Here is a 14,326-nt window from a genome sequence, read left to right as displayed (position 1 = left end):
GCCGTCAGTCGGCGGTGCGGCCGAGCTGGACGTTCTCCAGGATCCCGGCCGCGTCGGGAACCAGGACGGCGAGCGAGTAGTAGGCGGTGACCAGGTAGTTGACGACGGCCTGCTCGTTGATCCCCATGAAGCGGACGTTCAGGCCGGGCTGGAACTCCTCGGGGATGCCGGTCTGGTGGAGGCCGACGACCCCCTGGTCGGCCTCGCCGGTGCGCAGCGCGATGATGCTGCTGGTGTGGTCGTCGCTGATCGGGATCTTGCTGCACGGGTAGATCGGGACCCCGCGCCAGGCCGGGATCTCGTGCCCGTCGACGTTGGTGGACGGGGGTACGAGGCCGCGCCGGTTGCACTGCCGGAAGAAGGCCGCGATCGCCTTCGGATGCGCCAGGATGACCTTGGTCTTGCGGCGCATGGAGATCAGCTCGTCCATGTCGTCCGGGGTCGGCGGGCCGGTGAAGGAGCTGATCCGCTGCCCGTAGTCGATGTTGTGCAGGAGCCCGAACTCCCGGTTGTTGACCAGCTCCCACTCCTGGCGCTCGCGGATCTCCTCGACCGTGAGGCGCAGCTGCTGCTGGGTCTGGTCCATCGGGTGGTTGTAGAGGTCGGCGACCCGGGAGTGCACCCGCAGCACGGTCTGGGTGAGCGACAACTCGTACTCGCGCGGCGCCAGTTCGTAGTCCACGAAGCCGCCCTGGAGGGTCGGCTCGCCGGTGTGGCCGGCCTGCACCGGCACCTCGGCCTCGCCCTTGCGGTTCATCGGCAGCCGCTGCCGGTCGACGTAGGCCTGCAGATGGGCGCCGAGCGACGGCACCCGGTCCATGATCTCCTCGGCGACCGCCCAGGGCAGCGCCAGGACCACGCCCGCCGTCTCGGCCCGCACCGAGGTGAGCCAGAGCGGGTCGGTCTGGCCGACCGCCTCGTCGCCCATCTGGTCGCCGTCGGTGACGACCCCGACGACCTCCTCCTCGCCGTACTTGCCGGCCGCGTACCGGATGAACCGGCCGTGCACCACCAGGTAGGTCTCGGTGACCGGCTGCCCGGCCTCGAACAGCACCTGCCCGGCGCGGACCTCGCGGGGCTGGAACCGGTCCGCGAGCTGGTTCAGCGCGTCCGGGTCGTCGTAGCCGCGCAGGATCGGCAGCTCGGTGAGGGTCCGCGGGATGACCCGGATGTCGTCCCCACCGTTGTGCTCGAAGCTCACCCGGCCCCGTCCGGTGCGCAGTTGCAGCCGCCGGTTGACCCGGTAGGTGCCGCCCTTGACGTCCACCCACGGCAGTGTCTTCAGCAGCCACCGGGAGGTGATGGCCTGCATCTGCGGTTCGGACTTGGTGGTCGTGGCGAGCTGGCGTGCGGCCCGGGTGCTCAGGCTGGTGAGCTGCCCGTCGGCGGTCGGATCCGGCTCGGGCTCGTCGACGGCGGAACCGATGACGCTGTCCGGTGTGGACACATTCCCTCCAGCAGAGAGGTGAACAACGGTGACCCGGAGGGTCGGTGGTGTGCGAGGTGGTGGTGCGCACGGACAAGCCAAACAGCCTTGGTGATCTACGGGTACGGCGCGAAAGGGGCGGTTGCATGCCTTAGTTGCGCAAACCAGGTGTTCGGGGTGGAAAGGGTTGCGTTTCCCGGTCGTGCGCCGGTCGCCCGCTCTCGTGCCCGGGGCCGCGCCGGGGTTGGACTCAGGAAAGGTCGTTCACCAGCACCGCGGCCCCGTCGAAGCGCCCGGCCTTCAGGTCCCGGAGGGCCCGCGGGGCCTGAGAGAGCGGGTAGGGGTGGGTGGTCGCGTGGACGCCGTGCCGCTCGGCGAGGGCGAGGAACTCCCGCCCGTCGGCACGGGTGTTGGAGGTGACACTGCGCAACTCCCGCTCGTAGAACAGCTCGCGCTCGTAGTTCAGTGACGGCACGTCGCTGAGGTGGATGCCCGCGACCGCCAGCACCCCGCCCCGGTCCAGGGCACGCAGCGCGACCGGCACCAGATCGCCGACCGGCGCGAACAGGATCGCGCTGTCCAGCGGCTCGGGCGGCGGCTCGTAGGCGTCCCGCGCCGAGGCCGCGCCCAGCTCCACGGCCAGCCGCCGCGCCTCGGCGCCCCGGGTGAGCACATGCACCCGCGCGCCCTCGGCGAGCGCCACCTGCGCGCACAGGTGGGCGCTGCCCCCGAAGCCGTACAGGCCCAGCCGCCCGCCCGCCGGGAGCGACGCCCGGCGCAGCGCGCGGTAGCCGATGATCCCGGCGCACAGCAGCGGTGCGAGCGCGACGTCGTCGAGGGCGCCGGGCAGCCGGTAGGCGAAGGCGGCCGGCACGGTCGTGTACTGCGCGTAACCGCCGTCGGCGTCCCAGCCGGTGTACGCCGAGCGCGGACACAGGTTCTCGGAGCCCCGCAGGCAGTACGCGCACTCCCCGTCCGTGCGCCGCAGCCAGGCCACCCCGACCCGGTCGCCGACGGCGAAGTCCGCCACCCCGGCACCCGTGCCCGCGACCTCGCCGACCACCTCGTGGCCCGGCGTCACCCCGGTCCGGTGCACCGGGAGATCACCTTCGGTGACGTGCAGATCGGTGCGGCACACCCCGCAGGCCCGCACCCGCACCAGCAGCTCGTCCGCCCCGGGCACCGGCACCGGCCGCTCGACCAGCCGCAGCGGATCCGCCTCGACCGGCCCGGGCCGTTCCACCGACCATGCCCGCATCACGTCCGCCATACCGCGCCCCGTCCGCCGAAGGCCGCCGACTCCCTTCCAGTCTCCGCCGGAGTGCGGCGTTCGGCGCGCGGGCGGTCCGCCCGGTGGCTAGCGTGAGGAACCGGGAGAACCCGCTCGATCGGAAGGGCCGCGGACATGGCGGTACAACCTGAAGGAACCCCCTGTTGGGCCGACGCGATGTTCAGCGACCTGGAGGGGGCCAAGAGCTTCTACGGCGAGGTGCTCGGCTGGACCTTCGGTGAGTCGTCCTCGGAGTACGGCAACTACACCCAGGCCTACGCGGACGGCAAGGCCGTCGCCGCCGTCGTACCGCCCATGTCAGGTCAGGAGGGGCACTCGCAGTGGTGCCTGTACCTCGCCTCGCCGGACGCCGCGGCCGCCGCCGGGCGGATCCGGGCGAACGGCGGCGAGGTGCTGATGGAGCCGATGCAGGTCGGCGAGTTCGGCACGATGTGCCTGGCCCGTGAGCCCAGTGGCGCGGTGTTCGGGATCTGGCAGGGCGGCGTCCACGAGGGCTTCGAGGCCACGGCGGTGCCGGGCGCCTACTGCTGGGCGGAGGTCTTCACCCGCGAGCCCGAGAAGACCGACCCCTTCTTCGCGGCCGTCTTCCCCTACACGGTCCGGCAGATCGAGGACAGCAACGTCGACTTCCGCACGTTCAACCTCCGTGAGCAGCCGGTCCTCGGCCGGATGCGGATGACCGACGACTTCCCGCCCGAGGTGCCCTCGTACGTGAACGTGTACTTCACCGTCTCCGACTGCGACGAGGCCGTCGCCAAGGCGACGAAGCTCGGCGCGGCGCTCCGGTTCGGGCCGATGACCAGTCCCTTCGGACGGATGGCGGCGCTCACCGACCCGCAGGGCGCGAACTTCTCGGTGATCGACGTCACGACCACCGAAGGTGAGATGCCCTCCGGCACGGAGGTCTGACCAGCCCGGATCCCGGGCCACGGCCGGGCACTCCGCCCGGCCGTGGCATGATCGGGCCCATGCGTGAACGAGTGGTGGCCGCGTGCGACGGGGCTTCTAAGGGAAACCCGGGACCGGCCGGCTGGGCCTGGGTGGTGTCCGACGACGCGGCGACTCCCGCCCGCTGGGAGGCCGGGCCGCTCGGCAAGGCCACCAACAACGTGGCCGAACTGACCGCCCTGGAACAGCTGCTGGCGGCCACCGACCCGGACGTGCCGCTGGAAGTGCGGATGGACTCGCAGTACGCGATGAAGGCCGTCACCACCTGGCTGCCGGGCTGGAAGCGCAACGGCTGGAAGACCTCCGCGGGCAAGCCGGTCGCCAACCAGGACCTCGTCGTCCGCATCGACGAGCTCCTCGACGGCCGCACGGTCGACTTCCGGTACGTCCCCGCCCACCAGGTCGACGGCGACCCGCTGAACGACTTCGCCGACCGCGCGGCCAGCCAGGCCGCCACGGTCCAGGAGGCCGCGGGCAGCGCCCTCGGCTCCCCGGCGCCGCCGCCGTCATCGGCGCCCGTCGCCTCCGCCGCGGCCCCGCGCCGCAAGGCGGCACCCCGCAAGAGCGCGGCGGGCGGCTCCTCGTCCCGCACCATCAAGGCGAAGTTCCCCGGCCGCTGCCTGTGCGGCCGTTCCTACGCGGCCGGCGAGCCGATCGCCAAGAACGCGCAGGGCTGGGGCCACCCGGAGTGCCGTACGGTGGCCGAGGCCTGACCCAGGGGCGTCACACAGCGGCCCGGTCAGGGCTCCAGGGTGTCGAACGTGTAGAACCTCGTGTGGTCGAGCAGGTCCGCCGGCCGCACGTCGTTCCACGGCTTCATCGTCTCGTCCAGGTCCACCACGTCCGGCGTGCCACCGCCCGGTACGTAGGCCGCCCCGGGGTGCCGACGCTGCCACCGGGCCCACAGCTTGTCGACGAAGGCGTGGTGCAGCCAGAACACCGGGTCGTTGGGGGAGACTCCCGTGGCCATCTGCCCGCCGACCCAGACGTGGACCCTGTTGTGGAGGTTGACCCCGCGCCAGCCCTCCAGATGGTTGCGGAAGCCGTCCGAGGCGCTGTTCCAGGGCGCCATGTCGTACGTCGCCATGGACAGGACCGAGTCGACCTCGGCCCCGGTCGGCAGCTCGCGCACGGCCGTCCCGAGCGACCTGCGCAGATAAGTACGGCCGTCCACCCGGATGTTGACCGGCCAGTTGCCGCCGGTGGCGGCGAACGGCCCGTCCGTGACCCGCCCGTCCGAACTGCGCCCGGTACCGCCGAGGAAGTCCGGTGCCCACAGCGCGGCACGGACGGTCCGGTCGGCACTCCAGTCCCAGTAGGGGAGCGCGACGGAGGAGTCCACCGACTGCAGCGCCTGCTCGAAGTCGAGCAGGAATCTGCGGTGCCAGGGCAGGAACGACGGCGAACGGTGGCCGGTGCGCTCCGAGTCGTCCGTGTCGGACATGATGAAGGCGTTGTGCGTGCGCACGAAGTCGTCGTAACGCCCGCTGCGCTTCAGTTCGATGACGGCGGCGACGAACCGCCGCTTCTCGTCGGCGGTCAGACTGGCCTGGTTCTTGCGTACGGTCATGTGCGGAAAGCTCCTTGAACGGGGCGGTCGGCGCGGTCAGTTGGCGGGGGACGGCAGCAGCGCGGCGCCCTGCAGCTCGTCGACCGCGGCCCTGGCGGCGGCGCGCGGGGTGGCGACCGGGGCGTAGTGGCTGACCACGCTGATCCAGCTGCCGTCGGCGTTCCGCATCACATGCAGGGCGACCCCGTCCACGAACACCGCGTATCCGCCGCCGTGTCCGTGGTGGTGACCGCCGCCCATGTCGTCCGTGCCGGCCGGGCGGCCCTGTATTCGGCGGCCCTTGTAGACCTCGTCGAAGGGTTCGAGTGATCCCTCGTGCGAGTGGCCGGCGGCCGAGGCACCGGGCGCGAGGAGGGACTGGGCACCGGCCGCGGCGGCGAGGGCGGCCGCCGCGGTCAGGGCGCGACGGCGGGTGAGTTCGGGCATACGGATGCTCCTGTGACGGGTGCGGTTGATGACTCCGTATGCCTATCCGCCGGCTCCGGAGCGGGAGAAATCGCCCGGATCGGGTTGGCTACGATAAGGACAATTAGCTACATGTCATACAAGATTGAACAAAGGTGATCTTGCTGTGGCAGCGGCTCCGCCGGACCCGGAACGGGTAATTCCTTGCGTGGGTGAGCGGCTTGCCGGAGATCTTTCTCCGCGGTCCGCCGTCCGGGTGGTGTGGCTCACGGCGTCAGACTGGCGCGATTCGAAAGCCCGGCCGGGCGTCCTCGCGCTGCTACCCTCCGATGCCAATTGACCACGTTCGGTGAAACTCAGGGGTGTGTGCGTGAAGGTCGTCTGCGTCGGAGGCGGGCCCGCCGGCCTGTATCTCGCGATCCTGCTCAAGCGGCAGAACCCGTCCCACGACATCGCCGTCCACGAACGCAACCCCGAGGGCTCCACCTACGGCTGGGGCGTCACCTACTGGCGCGCCCTCCTCGACCGGCTGTACGCCTGCGATCCCGAGTCGGCCCGGGCCATCGAGGACAGCTCGGTGCGCTGGACCCAGGGTGTCGCCCACGTCCGCGGCCGGACGGCCCGGCAGCCCGGCGACGCGGGCCACGGCATCGGCCGCCACCGCCTTCTGGAGATCCTCGCCGAACGCGCCCGCAGCCTCGGGATCCGGCTGGAGTTCGAGGACGAGATCACCCCCGAGGACCTCCCCGAGGCCGACCTGGTCGTCGCCGCCGACGGCATCCACAGCGCCCTGCGCACCCGGCACGCCGGCCACTTCGGCACCGAGGCCACCGAGGGCCGCAACCACTACGTGTGGCTCGGCACCACGCGGGTCTTCGACTCCTTCACCTTCGCCTTCGTCGAGACCGGGCACGGCTGGGTCTGGTGCTACGGCTACCCGTACGACGACGGGCACAGCACCTGCGTCATCGAGTGCGCCCCGGACACCCTCACCGGCCTCGGCCTCGACGCGATGGACGAGGCCGGTCAACTGGCGCTGCTCGAGGAGCTGTTCGCCGGCATCCTCGGCGGCCACCCGCTGACCGGGGGCTCCTCGGCGGCCTGGCCCGCCTTCCGTACCCTCACCAACCGCACCTGGCACCACGGCAACCTCGTCCTGCTCGGCGACGCCGCCCACACCACCCACTACTCCATCGGCGCCGGCACCACCCTCGCCCTGGAGGACGCGATGTGCCTGGCCGGCGCCCTGCGCGAGCACGCCGTCCTGCCCGAGGCCCTCGCCGCCTACGAACGGCGCCGCCGGGCCGAACTGGTCTCCGCCCAGAGCGCAGCCCGCCTCAGCGCCCAGTGGTACGAGAACCTGCCCCGCTACATCGGCCTGCCTCCGCACCGCATGTTCGCGCTGCTCGGGCAGCGGCACTCGCCGCTGCTGCCGTACGTCCCGCCGCAGCTCTACTACGGCCTCGACAAGGCCGCCGGACGGCTGGAGATGCTCCGCAGGTTCAAGCGGTGGCTCGGGCCCCGGGCGGCGCGCGCCCTGCACGCCCGGTCGTAGGCGCCGTACGGTCGCGGAATGGTTTGGGTGAAAGGTCATTCACTCGATAGGGTGAATGGGAATTCACCTCCACATCCGCGTCGCCCGCAGGAGTGCCGATGGACCAGCCCGCCCCGACAACAGGCCACCGGGGATCGCCGGCCGCCCCGCCCTCGCTGCGGGGACGGCTGACCATCCCGGTGCTGGCCTTCGGCGGGATCCTCATGGCCGTCATGCAGACGGTCGTCGTCCCCCTCCTGCCGGATCTGCCCCGGCTCACCCACTCCTCGGCCGGCGCCGTCTCCTGGACGGTCACCGCGACCCTGCTCGCCGGAGCCGTCCTCACCCCCGTGCTCGGCCGGGCCGGTGACATGTACGGCAAGCGGCGGGTGCTCACCGGGGCCCTCGCCCTGATGACCCTGGGCTCCGTGATGTGCGCCCTGTCGTCGGACATCACCGTGCTCATCGTCGCCCGCGCGTTGCAGGGCGCCGCCGCCTCCGTCGTACCGCTCTCGATCAGCATCCTGCGCGACGAACTCCCGCCCGAGCGCCGGGGATCGGCGGTGGCGCTGATGAGTTCCACCGTCGGCATCGGCGCCGCGCTGGGCCTGCCGCTGGCCGCGCTCGTCGTGCAGTACTACGACTGGCACACCATGTTCTGGCTGACCAGCTTCCTCGGGGCGCTGGGCGTCGCGGCCGTGTGGTGGGCGGTACGGGAGTCCCCGGTCCGCGAGAGCGGCCGCTTCGACGTCCTCGGTGCGCTCGGGCTGGCCGCCGGGCTGACCTGCCTGCTGCTCGGCGTCTCACAGGGCGGCCAGTGGGGCTGGGGCAGCCCCCGTGTCCTCGGGCTCTTCGGCGCCGCCGTCCTCGTGCTGGCCCTGTGGTGGTGGCAGCAGCTGCGGACCGGGCAGCCCCTGGTCGACCTGCACCTCGTGGCCCGGCCGCGGGTCGGCCTCTCGCACGTCGCCGCCCTGCTCACCGGGTTCGCCTTCTACGCCAACTCACTCGTCACCGCCCAGCTGGTGCAGGCGCCGAAAGCCACCGGGTACGGCCTCGGCCTGTCGATCGTGGCCACCGGCCTGTGCCTGCTCCCCGGCGGCGTGACCATGCTGCTGTTCTCGCCGCTCTCCGCCCGGATCTCCGCCTCCCGCGGACCGCGCATCACCCTGGCCCTCGGCGCGGCGGTCATCGCCTGCGGATACGCGGTCCGCATCGCCGACAGCCGCGACCTGTGGATGATCATCCTGGGTGCCACCGTCGTCTCCACCGGCACCACCCTCGCCTACTCCGCGCTGCCCACGCTGATCCTGCGGGCCGTACCGGCGGGCCAGACCGCCTCCGCCAACGGCGTCAACGTCCTCATGCGGACCATCGGCCAGGCCACCTCCAGCGCCGCCGTGGCCGCCGTCCTCACCCACCACACCAGCCTCGTCGGCGGCGCCCCGATCGCCACGCTCCACGGCTATCTGCTGGCCTTCGTGATGGCCGGCGTCGTCGCCCTCGCGGCCGGTGCCGCCGCCCTCTCCATCCCCGGCGACAAGGCGCCCGACGACACCCCGCGGGTCCGCAGCCGTGCCGGGAGTGTCAGGGACGACGCGCTGGAGGGAGCGTGAGTGCCGTGAACACCCGCCCCGGCACCCCCGCCCCGGCTCCCGCCCGCCGGGACGCCGAGGCCACCAAGGCGGCCATCCTCAGAGCCGCCCGGTACCTCCTCGCCCGGCACGCGCACGCCGACATCACCCTCAAGGACGTCGCCGAACGCGCAGGGGTCAGCGCACCGCTGATCCTCAAGTACTTCGGCAACAAGGACAGCCTCTTCGCCCGTGTCATGTCCTTCGACACCGACGCGGCCGCCCTGCTGGACGCACCCCTTGAGGACCTCGGCCGGCACATGGTCCGGCACGTCCTGGAGAGCCAGCGCGACCGCGGTGCCGACCCGCTGCTGCGCATCGCCTTCGCACCCCTGCACGGCGACCACGGAGACGTACTGCGCGCCAACTTCCGCGCCCACGTGGTCGACGCCCTCGCCGCCCGGCTCACCGGCCCCGACCCCGGCCTGCGTGCCGAACTCGCGGTCGCCCAGCTGATCGGCCTGGGCGTGATGTACGGCATCGCCCGCGGCCCGCGGCTGCGGGACCGCGCGGCCACCGACGTCACGGACATCGCCGACCGCTACGGCCCGGCCCTCCAGGCCCAGCTGACCCCCTAGGGCCTGTCTGACAATTCCCGTCTGCCGCGCGACGCCATGCACGCACTCTCGCCGCACCGGCCCCAGATCCAAGTACGTCCAGTACGAGGGTCTGGGGCCGGCACGCCGAGAGCACGCACCTGACGCCGCGCGGCCGCCCTTCGGGCAACGACGCGAATTGTCAGACAGGCCCTAGTCCGGCTCCGCGGCCGGCCCCGTCAGCAGCGCCTCGGCCGACCTGCGGAAGGCGGCCGTCAGCCGGTGTCTGTCGCCGGCGCGGGTCGCCAGCACCACGTGGCTCGGTTCCAGGCCGTGCAGCGGGACCGTGGTGAGGTCCGGGCGGACGACCGCGCCCGGCACCCAGGGCACGATCGCCACGGCCTGCCCGGCGGCCACATGCTCGAACTTGTCCTCCACCGCGCCGATCAGCGGCCCGTCGGGCGCGGGGCTGCCGTCCGGCCGGGGATCGACGCGCCAGAACGCGTTCCACAGCGGATCCCGGCCGCGGGGCAGCGGCTCGTCGGCGATGTCGTCGAGCGTGACCGACTCCTTCCCGGCCAGCCGGTGGTCCAGCGGGACGACCAGGACGCGCGGCTCGTCGTGGAGGACGGTCACCCGCAGACCCTCGGTGGCCAGCGGCAGACGGGTCACGACCGCGTCCGCCCGCCCCGTCAGCAGGGCCTCGCGCGGCTCGTCCCAGTCGAGGTGCACGGTCCGCACCTCGGCGTCCGGGAAACGGCGGCGCAGGTCGCGTACGGCGGGGGTGACGAAGATCCCGTTGATGTAGGCCCGGGTGACGGCCGCGGCCTCGCCCGCGGCCCGCAGCAACCCCTCGGCCCGCGGCAGGAACACCTCGCCGGCCTCGGTGAGCCGGGCCCCCTGCGGGGTGCGGTCGAAGAGCCGCGCCCCCAGCACCTGCTCCAGCCGCTGGATCTGCCTGCTCAGCGCCGGCTGCGTGACGTGCAGGGCGCCCGCGGCCCGGCCGAAGTGCCGATGCTCGGCGACGACGGTGAAGTACCGGACGAGCCGCAGATCGAGGTCGGGGACGGAAGCGGGATCGGCCATTTCTCCAGAATACGTTCGGCGACCTGCGTTCATGCCTGAAGTGCATTGCGCATTGCGAAAGAGGTTTTGGACGCCCCCGGCCCGTCGGCCCAACGATGGACGCACCACCCCCTCATCCGAAGGAGCACCCACCATGCGCGTGTTCGTCACCGGCGGCAGCGGCTTCATCGGCTCCGCCCTCATCCCCGAACTCCTCGGCGCAGGCCACCAGGTCCTCGCCCTCGCCCGCTCGGACAAGTCGGCCGAGTCCCTGCGGGTGGCGGGCGCCGAAGTGCACCGCGGCAGCCTCGACGACACCGAGGACCTGGCCCGCGCGGCGGCCGTAACCGACGGCGTCATCCACCTGGCCTTCAACCACGACGACTTCCCGAACCTCACCGGCGCGGCGGAGAGCGACCTGCGCGTGATCGAGGCGGTCGGCGCCGCGCTGGAGGGCTCGCACCGCCCCTTCGTGATCACCTCGGGAACCCTGATGCTCGCCTCCGTCGACGGGGTGGCGACAGAGGAGGACACCCCGGTGCCGGGCACCTACCGCGCCGACTCCGACCTCGCCGCCCTCGCCCTGGCCGGGCGCGGCGTACGCAGCGCGGTGGTCCGCCTGGCCCCCTCGGTGCACGGCCGCGGCGACCAGGGCTTCCTGCCCCGGCTGATCGACGTCGCCCGGGAGAAGGGCGTCGCCGCGTACGTCGGCGACGGCACCAACCGCTGGCCGGCCGTCCACCGCCTGGACGCGGCCCGCCTGTTCCGCCTGGCCCTGGAGTCGGCCCCGGCGGGCACCGGCCTCCATGGCGCGGCCGACGAGGGGATCCCCTTCAAGGACATCGCGGCGGCGATAGGCAGCGGCCTCGGCGTTCCGCTGCAGAGCATCCCGGCGGACGAAGCCCAGGCCCACTTCGGCTGGCTCGGCATGGTGGCGGCCGTCGACAACGCGACGTCGAGCGAGCGGACCCGCAAGCTGCTGGGCTGGGATCCGGAACAGCCGGGCCTGATCGCCGACTTGGAGGAGGGGCACTACTTCCCCCATTAGCCCGCGCATGTCAACGGCGCACAAGCATCCCGTCCAGGAACCCGTTGCTGAAAACCCGGTGTGGGTCGAGGCGGTCCACCACCTCGACCGCCGCATCCCACACCGCACTTCCGAACGACTCCGGAACCCTCGTGCCCAGCACCTCCTCATCGCTCCACACACCGGACTCCGTATAAGCCCACCCCTTGGACCACTCCACCCGGGTCCCTTCGAACCTCTCGAACAGAAACCTCTCCAACTCCCGCAGGAACGCCTCCGCATGAGGCGTCCCCGGCAGCGTCAGCACATCCAGCCACACAGCGGTGTCGGCCCCCTCGCGGGGCCGCACCGCCGACAGCAACGGCACCTGTGCCCCGGCCACCCCGGCGTCGGACGCCTCGTCCAGTCCCGTCACCCGGATCTCCACCGACCCGTTGACCGGGAACCGCCCGGACGCCGCGTAGGCGGTCAGCCGTTCCCGGTAGAACGACGTGAACTCGTGCACCACCCGCTGCACGTCGGGCCGCCCCGTGAGCACCGCGTACCCGTTCGCGCCGACCCGCAGCGTGGTCGGCCTGATGTACAGCAGCGTGTTCTTCGACGCCCCCCAGATGTCCGAGGACGACGTCGCCGCCAACCCCACGGTGGCCACGTCCAGTTGCGCGTTCCCGAGCACCGGCGCCAGGTACCAGGCGGCGTCCGACACCATCCGCCCCACCAGGTCGGCGACCACGGTCGGTACGTTGTCGGAGAAGGGGTAGTTGTACGGCGAGGTGACGTGCCGCGAGGTGAGCGGCCTGTCCGGTGCCACGCTCCACTCCTTCAGCCACGGGTACTCGGTGAAGGCGAACCAGATCGCCTCGACCCGCCCGGACCGCCGCAGGAAGCCGTCCAGGGTCCGGCCGCCGGAACCGGGCGCGGCGAACAGCTCGGCGGCCGGGACGTCGGTCCGGCTGACGCACCGCAGCCTGCTGTTCGCCCCCACCCGCAGCACGACCTCGGTGACCAGCGCGCGGCCCAGATGCGTCAGCAGCGCCGCGCAGTCCGCCTCGTCGCGCCGGAACGTCCGCAGGACGTACGCTCCGGCGCTCCCGTCCCACACCACCGCCGTCAGCGACAGCACGAGGTTGCTCAGCGAGCCGTAGGTGTGCCCGGGCACCGGGTCCTCGCCGTCGGCGGGTACGGCGGTGCCGTGCGCGTCGATCGCGAGCGCGCCGCCGAGCGTCAGATCGCCCGGCGCGGGCGCGGCGGTGAGCCCGAGGCCCTGGTCCTCCAGGAAGGTGAGCAGCGCCTCCAGGGTCACCCCGGTCCCGGCCCGGACCGCGGAGCCGGAGTCCAGGGAGAGCCCGGTGAGATGGCTCGTGGTGTCGACGAGCAGAACCTGTTCGGCGGCTCCCGTCCCCTCGGTGATCGTCAGGGGCGACCAGCCGTGCGAGGAGCCACGCGCGCGGACCCGCCACCCGTTGCGCCAGGCCCAGTCGACGACCGCGAGCACCTGACCGGCGTCGGCCGGGGCACAGGCCCACAGCCCGTCGGCGGTGATCTCGCCGACCCAGTTGCGGTAGGCGGAACGATACAGCGCGACATCCGCGGGGAAGCCGGGCAGTTCGGCGGCGGCCACGGCCGGATCGGCGGCGAGCAGCACCGGAACGGCGGCGAGCGCGGCGGCGGACCGCAGGAAGCCACGGCGGCTCCAGCCGTCCACGGCAGGGAAGTTGTCCGATGAACGATCAGTCACGCCGACACGCTAGGGGCCCGGTGGACACACCTCCGATTTCCGTCCACCAAAATCACCCGTGTGAGTGAAGGATTCACAGGCGGTCGGTGATGCACCGGCCCGTGACACCGTTGTCGGTGGCGGATGACAGACTGGCGCCATGGACGAACGCGTAATCGGCAGGTCGGGACAGCGGGCATCGGTCGTCGGCCTCGGCACATGGCAGCTCGGCGCCGACTGGGGCGAGGTGGACGACAAGGAGGCGCTCGCCGTTCTGGAGACGGCGGCGGAGGCAGGGGTGACCTTCTTCGACACCGCCGACGTGTACGGGGACGGGCGCAGCGAGCAGACCATCGCCACGTTCCTGCGCGGCAGGCCGGACCTGCACGTGCTGGTGGCCACCAAGATGGGCCGCCGGGTCGACCAGATCCCGGAGAACTACGTCCTGGACAACTTCCGCGCATGGAACGACCGGTCGCGCCGCAACCTCGGCGTGGACCGCCTGGACCTGGTGCAGCTGCACTGCCCGCCGACGCCGGTCTACTCCTCCGACGCGGTGTACGACGCCCTCGACACCCTGGTCGAGGAGGAGCGCATCGCCGCCTACGGCGTGAGCGTCGAGACCAGCGCGGAGGCCCTCACCGCGATCGCCCGCCCGGGCGTGGCCAGCGTGCAGATCATCCTCAACCCGTTCCGCATGAAGCCGCTGCACGAGGTGCTCCCGGCCGCCCGCGAGGCCGGCGTCGGCATCATCGCGCGCGTGCCCCTCGCCTCCGGGCTGCTGTCCGGCAAGTACACCAAGGACACCGTCTTCGCGGCCGACGACCACCGCACCTACAACCGCCACGGCGAGGCCTTCGACCAGGGCGAGACCTTCTCCGGCGTCGACTACGCGACGGGCGTCGAGGCCGCCGCCGAGTTCGCCGCCCTCGCCCCCGAGGGGTACACCCCGGCCCAGCTCGCCCTGCGCTGGATCATCGACCAGCCCGGCGTGACCACCGTGATCCCGGGCGCCCGCAATCCGGAGCAGGCCCGCGCCAACGCGGCCGCCGCGCAGCTCCCGGAGCTGTCGGGGGAGACGGTCGCCGCGATCCGCGACCTCTACGACCGCCGGATCAAGGACCAGGTGGAAGCCCGCTGGTAGCACCGGAGCGGGCCGGGAGCGCGGCCCTGCCG

The 14,326-nt window shown here is 72.3% G+C and carries 13 protein-coding genes; 7 read left to right on the top strand and 6 right to left on the bottom strand.

What is annotated here, in order from left to right; translation table 11 throughout:
* Positions 1-4: 4 nt before the first annotated feature.
* On the bottom strand, positions 5-1,447 hold the full coding sequence (locus JF597_RS30185) for a family 2B encapsulin nanocompartment shell protein (RefSeq protein ID WP_294002562.1): 1,443 nt from the start codon (positions 1,445-1,447) through the stop codon (positions 5-7).
* Positions 1,448-1,676: 229 nt separating this feature from the next.
* On the bottom strand, positions 1,677-2,684 hold the full coding sequence (locus JF597_RS30180; protein ID WP_294002687.1) for a zinc-binding alcohol dehydrogenase family protein: 1,008 nt from the start codon (positions 2,682-2,684) through the stop codon (positions 1,677-1,679).
* Between the two features lie 147 nt (positions 2,685-2,831).
* Here JF597_RS30180 and JF597_RS30175 point away from each other — a divergent pair, with 147 nt between their 5' ends.
* Positions 2,832-3,626 (top strand): VOC family protein, encoded by a 795-nt coding sequence (locus JF597_RS30175; RefSeq protein WP_294002559.1) that lies wholly within the window; start codon positions 2,832-2,834, stop codon positions 3,624-3,626.
* Between the two features lie 47 nt (positions 3,627-3,673).
* Positions 3,674-4,378, top strand: coding sequence for a ribonuclease H (locus JF597_RS30170; RefSeq protein WP_294002556.1), 705 nt, complete (start codon positions 3,674-3,676; stop codon positions 4,376-4,378).
* A gap of 26 nt (positions 4,379-4,404) precedes the next feature.
* Here the strand turns inward: JF597_RS30170 and JF597_RS30165 are convergent, their stop codons facing one another.
* Together JF597_RS30165 and JF597_RS30160 are read right to left on the bottom strand one after the other, a co-directional pair.
* On the bottom strand, positions 4,405-5,235 hold the full coding sequence (locus tag JF597_RS30165) for a tyrosinase family protein (protein ID WP_294002553.1): 831 nt from the start codon (positions 5,233-5,235) through the stop codon (positions 4,405-4,407).
* Positions 5,236-5,271: 36 nt separating this feature from the next.
* The gene (locus JF597_RS30160) at positions 5,272-5,661 is read right to left on the bottom strand and encodes a tyrosinase cofactor (protein WP_294002550.1); all 390 of its coding nucleotides are present in this window, start codon (positions 5,659-5,661) and stop codon (positions 5,272-5,274) included.
* A gap of 343 nt (positions 5,662-6,004) precedes the next feature.
* Here JF597_RS30160 and JF597_RS30155 point away from each other — a divergent pair, with 343 nt between their 5' ends.
* The 3 genes from JF597_RS30155 (at position 6,005) to JF597_RS30145 (ending at position 9,383) form a co-directional block, all read left to right on the top strand.
* On the top strand, positions 6,005-7,195 hold the full coding sequence (locus JF597_RS30155) for an FAD-dependent monooxygenase (RefSeq protein WP_294002547.1): 1,191 nt from the start codon (positions 6,005-6,007) through the stop codon (positions 7,193-7,195).
* A 98-nt stretch (positions 7,196-7,293) separates the two neighbouring features.
* Positions 7,294-8,787: an MFS transporter gene (locus tag JF597_RS30150; RefSeq protein WP_294002544.1), complete on the top strand. Its 1,494-nt coding sequence runs from the start codon at positions 7,294-7,296 to the stop codon at positions 8,785-8,787.
* On the top strand, positions 8,784-9,383 hold the full coding sequence (locus tag JF597_RS30145; RefSeq protein WP_294002542.1) for a TetR family transcriptional regulator: 600 nt from the start codon (positions 8,784-8,786) through the stop codon (positions 9,381-9,383). Before JF597_RS30150 ends, JF597_RS30145 begins: the two co-directional genes overlap by 4 nt.
* 171 nt (positions 9,384-9,554) lie before the next feature.
* On the opposite strand, the gene JF597_RS30140 is transcribed toward JF597_RS30145, so the two are convergent.
* Entirely contained in the window at positions 9,555-10,427 is an 873-nt protein-coding gene (locus tag JF597_RS30140) for a LysR family transcriptional regulator (protein WP_294002540.1), read from the bottom strand.
* Between the two features lie 133 nt (positions 10,428-10,560).
* Between JF597_RS30140 and JF597_RS30135 the strand changes: the two genes are divergently transcribed.
* The gene (locus JF597_RS30135; RefSeq protein WP_294002537.1) at positions 10,561-11,454 is read left to right on the top strand and encodes an SDR family oxidoreductase; all 894 of its coding nucleotides are present in this window, start codon (positions 10,561-10,563) and stop codon (positions 11,452-11,454) included.
* 10 nt (positions 11,455-11,464) lie between these two features.
* Here the strand turns inward: JF597_RS30135 and JF597_RS30130 are convergent, their stop codons facing one another.
* A complete protein-coding gene (locus tag JF597_RS30130) occupies positions 11,465-13,171 on the bottom strand; it encodes a cholesterol oxidase substrate-binding domain-containing protein (protein WP_294002534.1) in 1,707 nt (568 codons plus the stop codon).
* A 139-nt stretch (positions 13,172-13,310) separates the two neighbouring features.
* On the opposite strand from JF597_RS30130, the gene JF597_RS30125 reads away from it, so the two are divergent.
* The gene (locus JF597_RS30125) at positions 13,311-14,294 is read left to right on the top strand and encodes an aldo/keto reductase (protein WP_294002531.1); all 984 of its coding nucleotides are present in this window, start codon (positions 13,311-13,313) and stop codon (positions 14,292-14,294) included.
* Positions 14,295-14,326 lie beyond the last annotated feature (32 nt).

Source organism: Streptomyces sp., from assembly GCF_019510245.1.
Classification (GTDB): Bacteria; Actinomycetota; Actinomycetes; order Streptomycetales; family Streptomycetaceae; genus Streptomyces.
The sequence above is the reverse complement of the archived record's forward strand: the minus strand, read 5'-3'. Positions and strand labels throughout refer to the sequence as shown.

What these genes read in the sequence shown, in the direction of transcription:
- JF597_RS30125 (WP_294002531.1), top strand. Translation starts at nt 13,311, where the DNA reads ATGGACGAACGCGTAATCGGCAGGTCGGGACAGCGGGCATCGGTCGTC.
- JF597_RS30160 (WP_294002550.1), bottom strand. Translation starts at nt 5,661, where the DNA reads ATGCCCGAACTCACCCGCCGTCGCGCCCTGACCGCGGCGGCCGCCCTC.
- JF597_RS30165 (WP_294002553.1), bottom strand. Translation starts at nt 5,235, where the DNA reads ATGACCGTACGCAAGAACCAGGCCAGTCTGACCGCCGACGAGAAGCGG.
- JF597_RS30175 (WP_294002559.1), top strand. Translation starts at nt 2,832, where the DNA reads ATGGCGGTACAACCTGAAGGAACCCCCTGTTGGGCCGACGCGATGTTC.
- JF597_RS30150 (WP_294002544.1), top strand. Translation starts at nt 7,294, where the DNA reads ATGGACCAGCCCGCCCCGACAACAGGCCACCGGGGATCGCCGGCCGCC.
- JF597_RS30140 (WP_294002540.1), bottom strand. Translation starts at nt 10,427, where the DNA reads ATGGCCGATCCCGCTTCCGTCCCCGACCTCGATCTGCGGCTCGTCCGG.
- JF597_RS30135 (WP_294002537.1), top strand. Translation starts at nt 10,561, where the DNA reads ATGCGCGTGTTCGTCACCGGCGGCAGCGGCTTCATCGGCTCCGCCCTC.
- JF597_RS30180 (WP_294002687.1), bottom strand. Translation starts at nt 2,684, where the DNA reads ATGCGGGCATGGTCGGTGGAACGGCCCGGGCCGGTCGAGGCGGATCCG.
- JF597_RS30170 (WP_294002556.1), top strand. Translation starts at nt 3,674, where the DNA reads ATGATCGGGCCCATGCGTGAACGAGTGGTGGCCGCGTGCGACGGGGCT.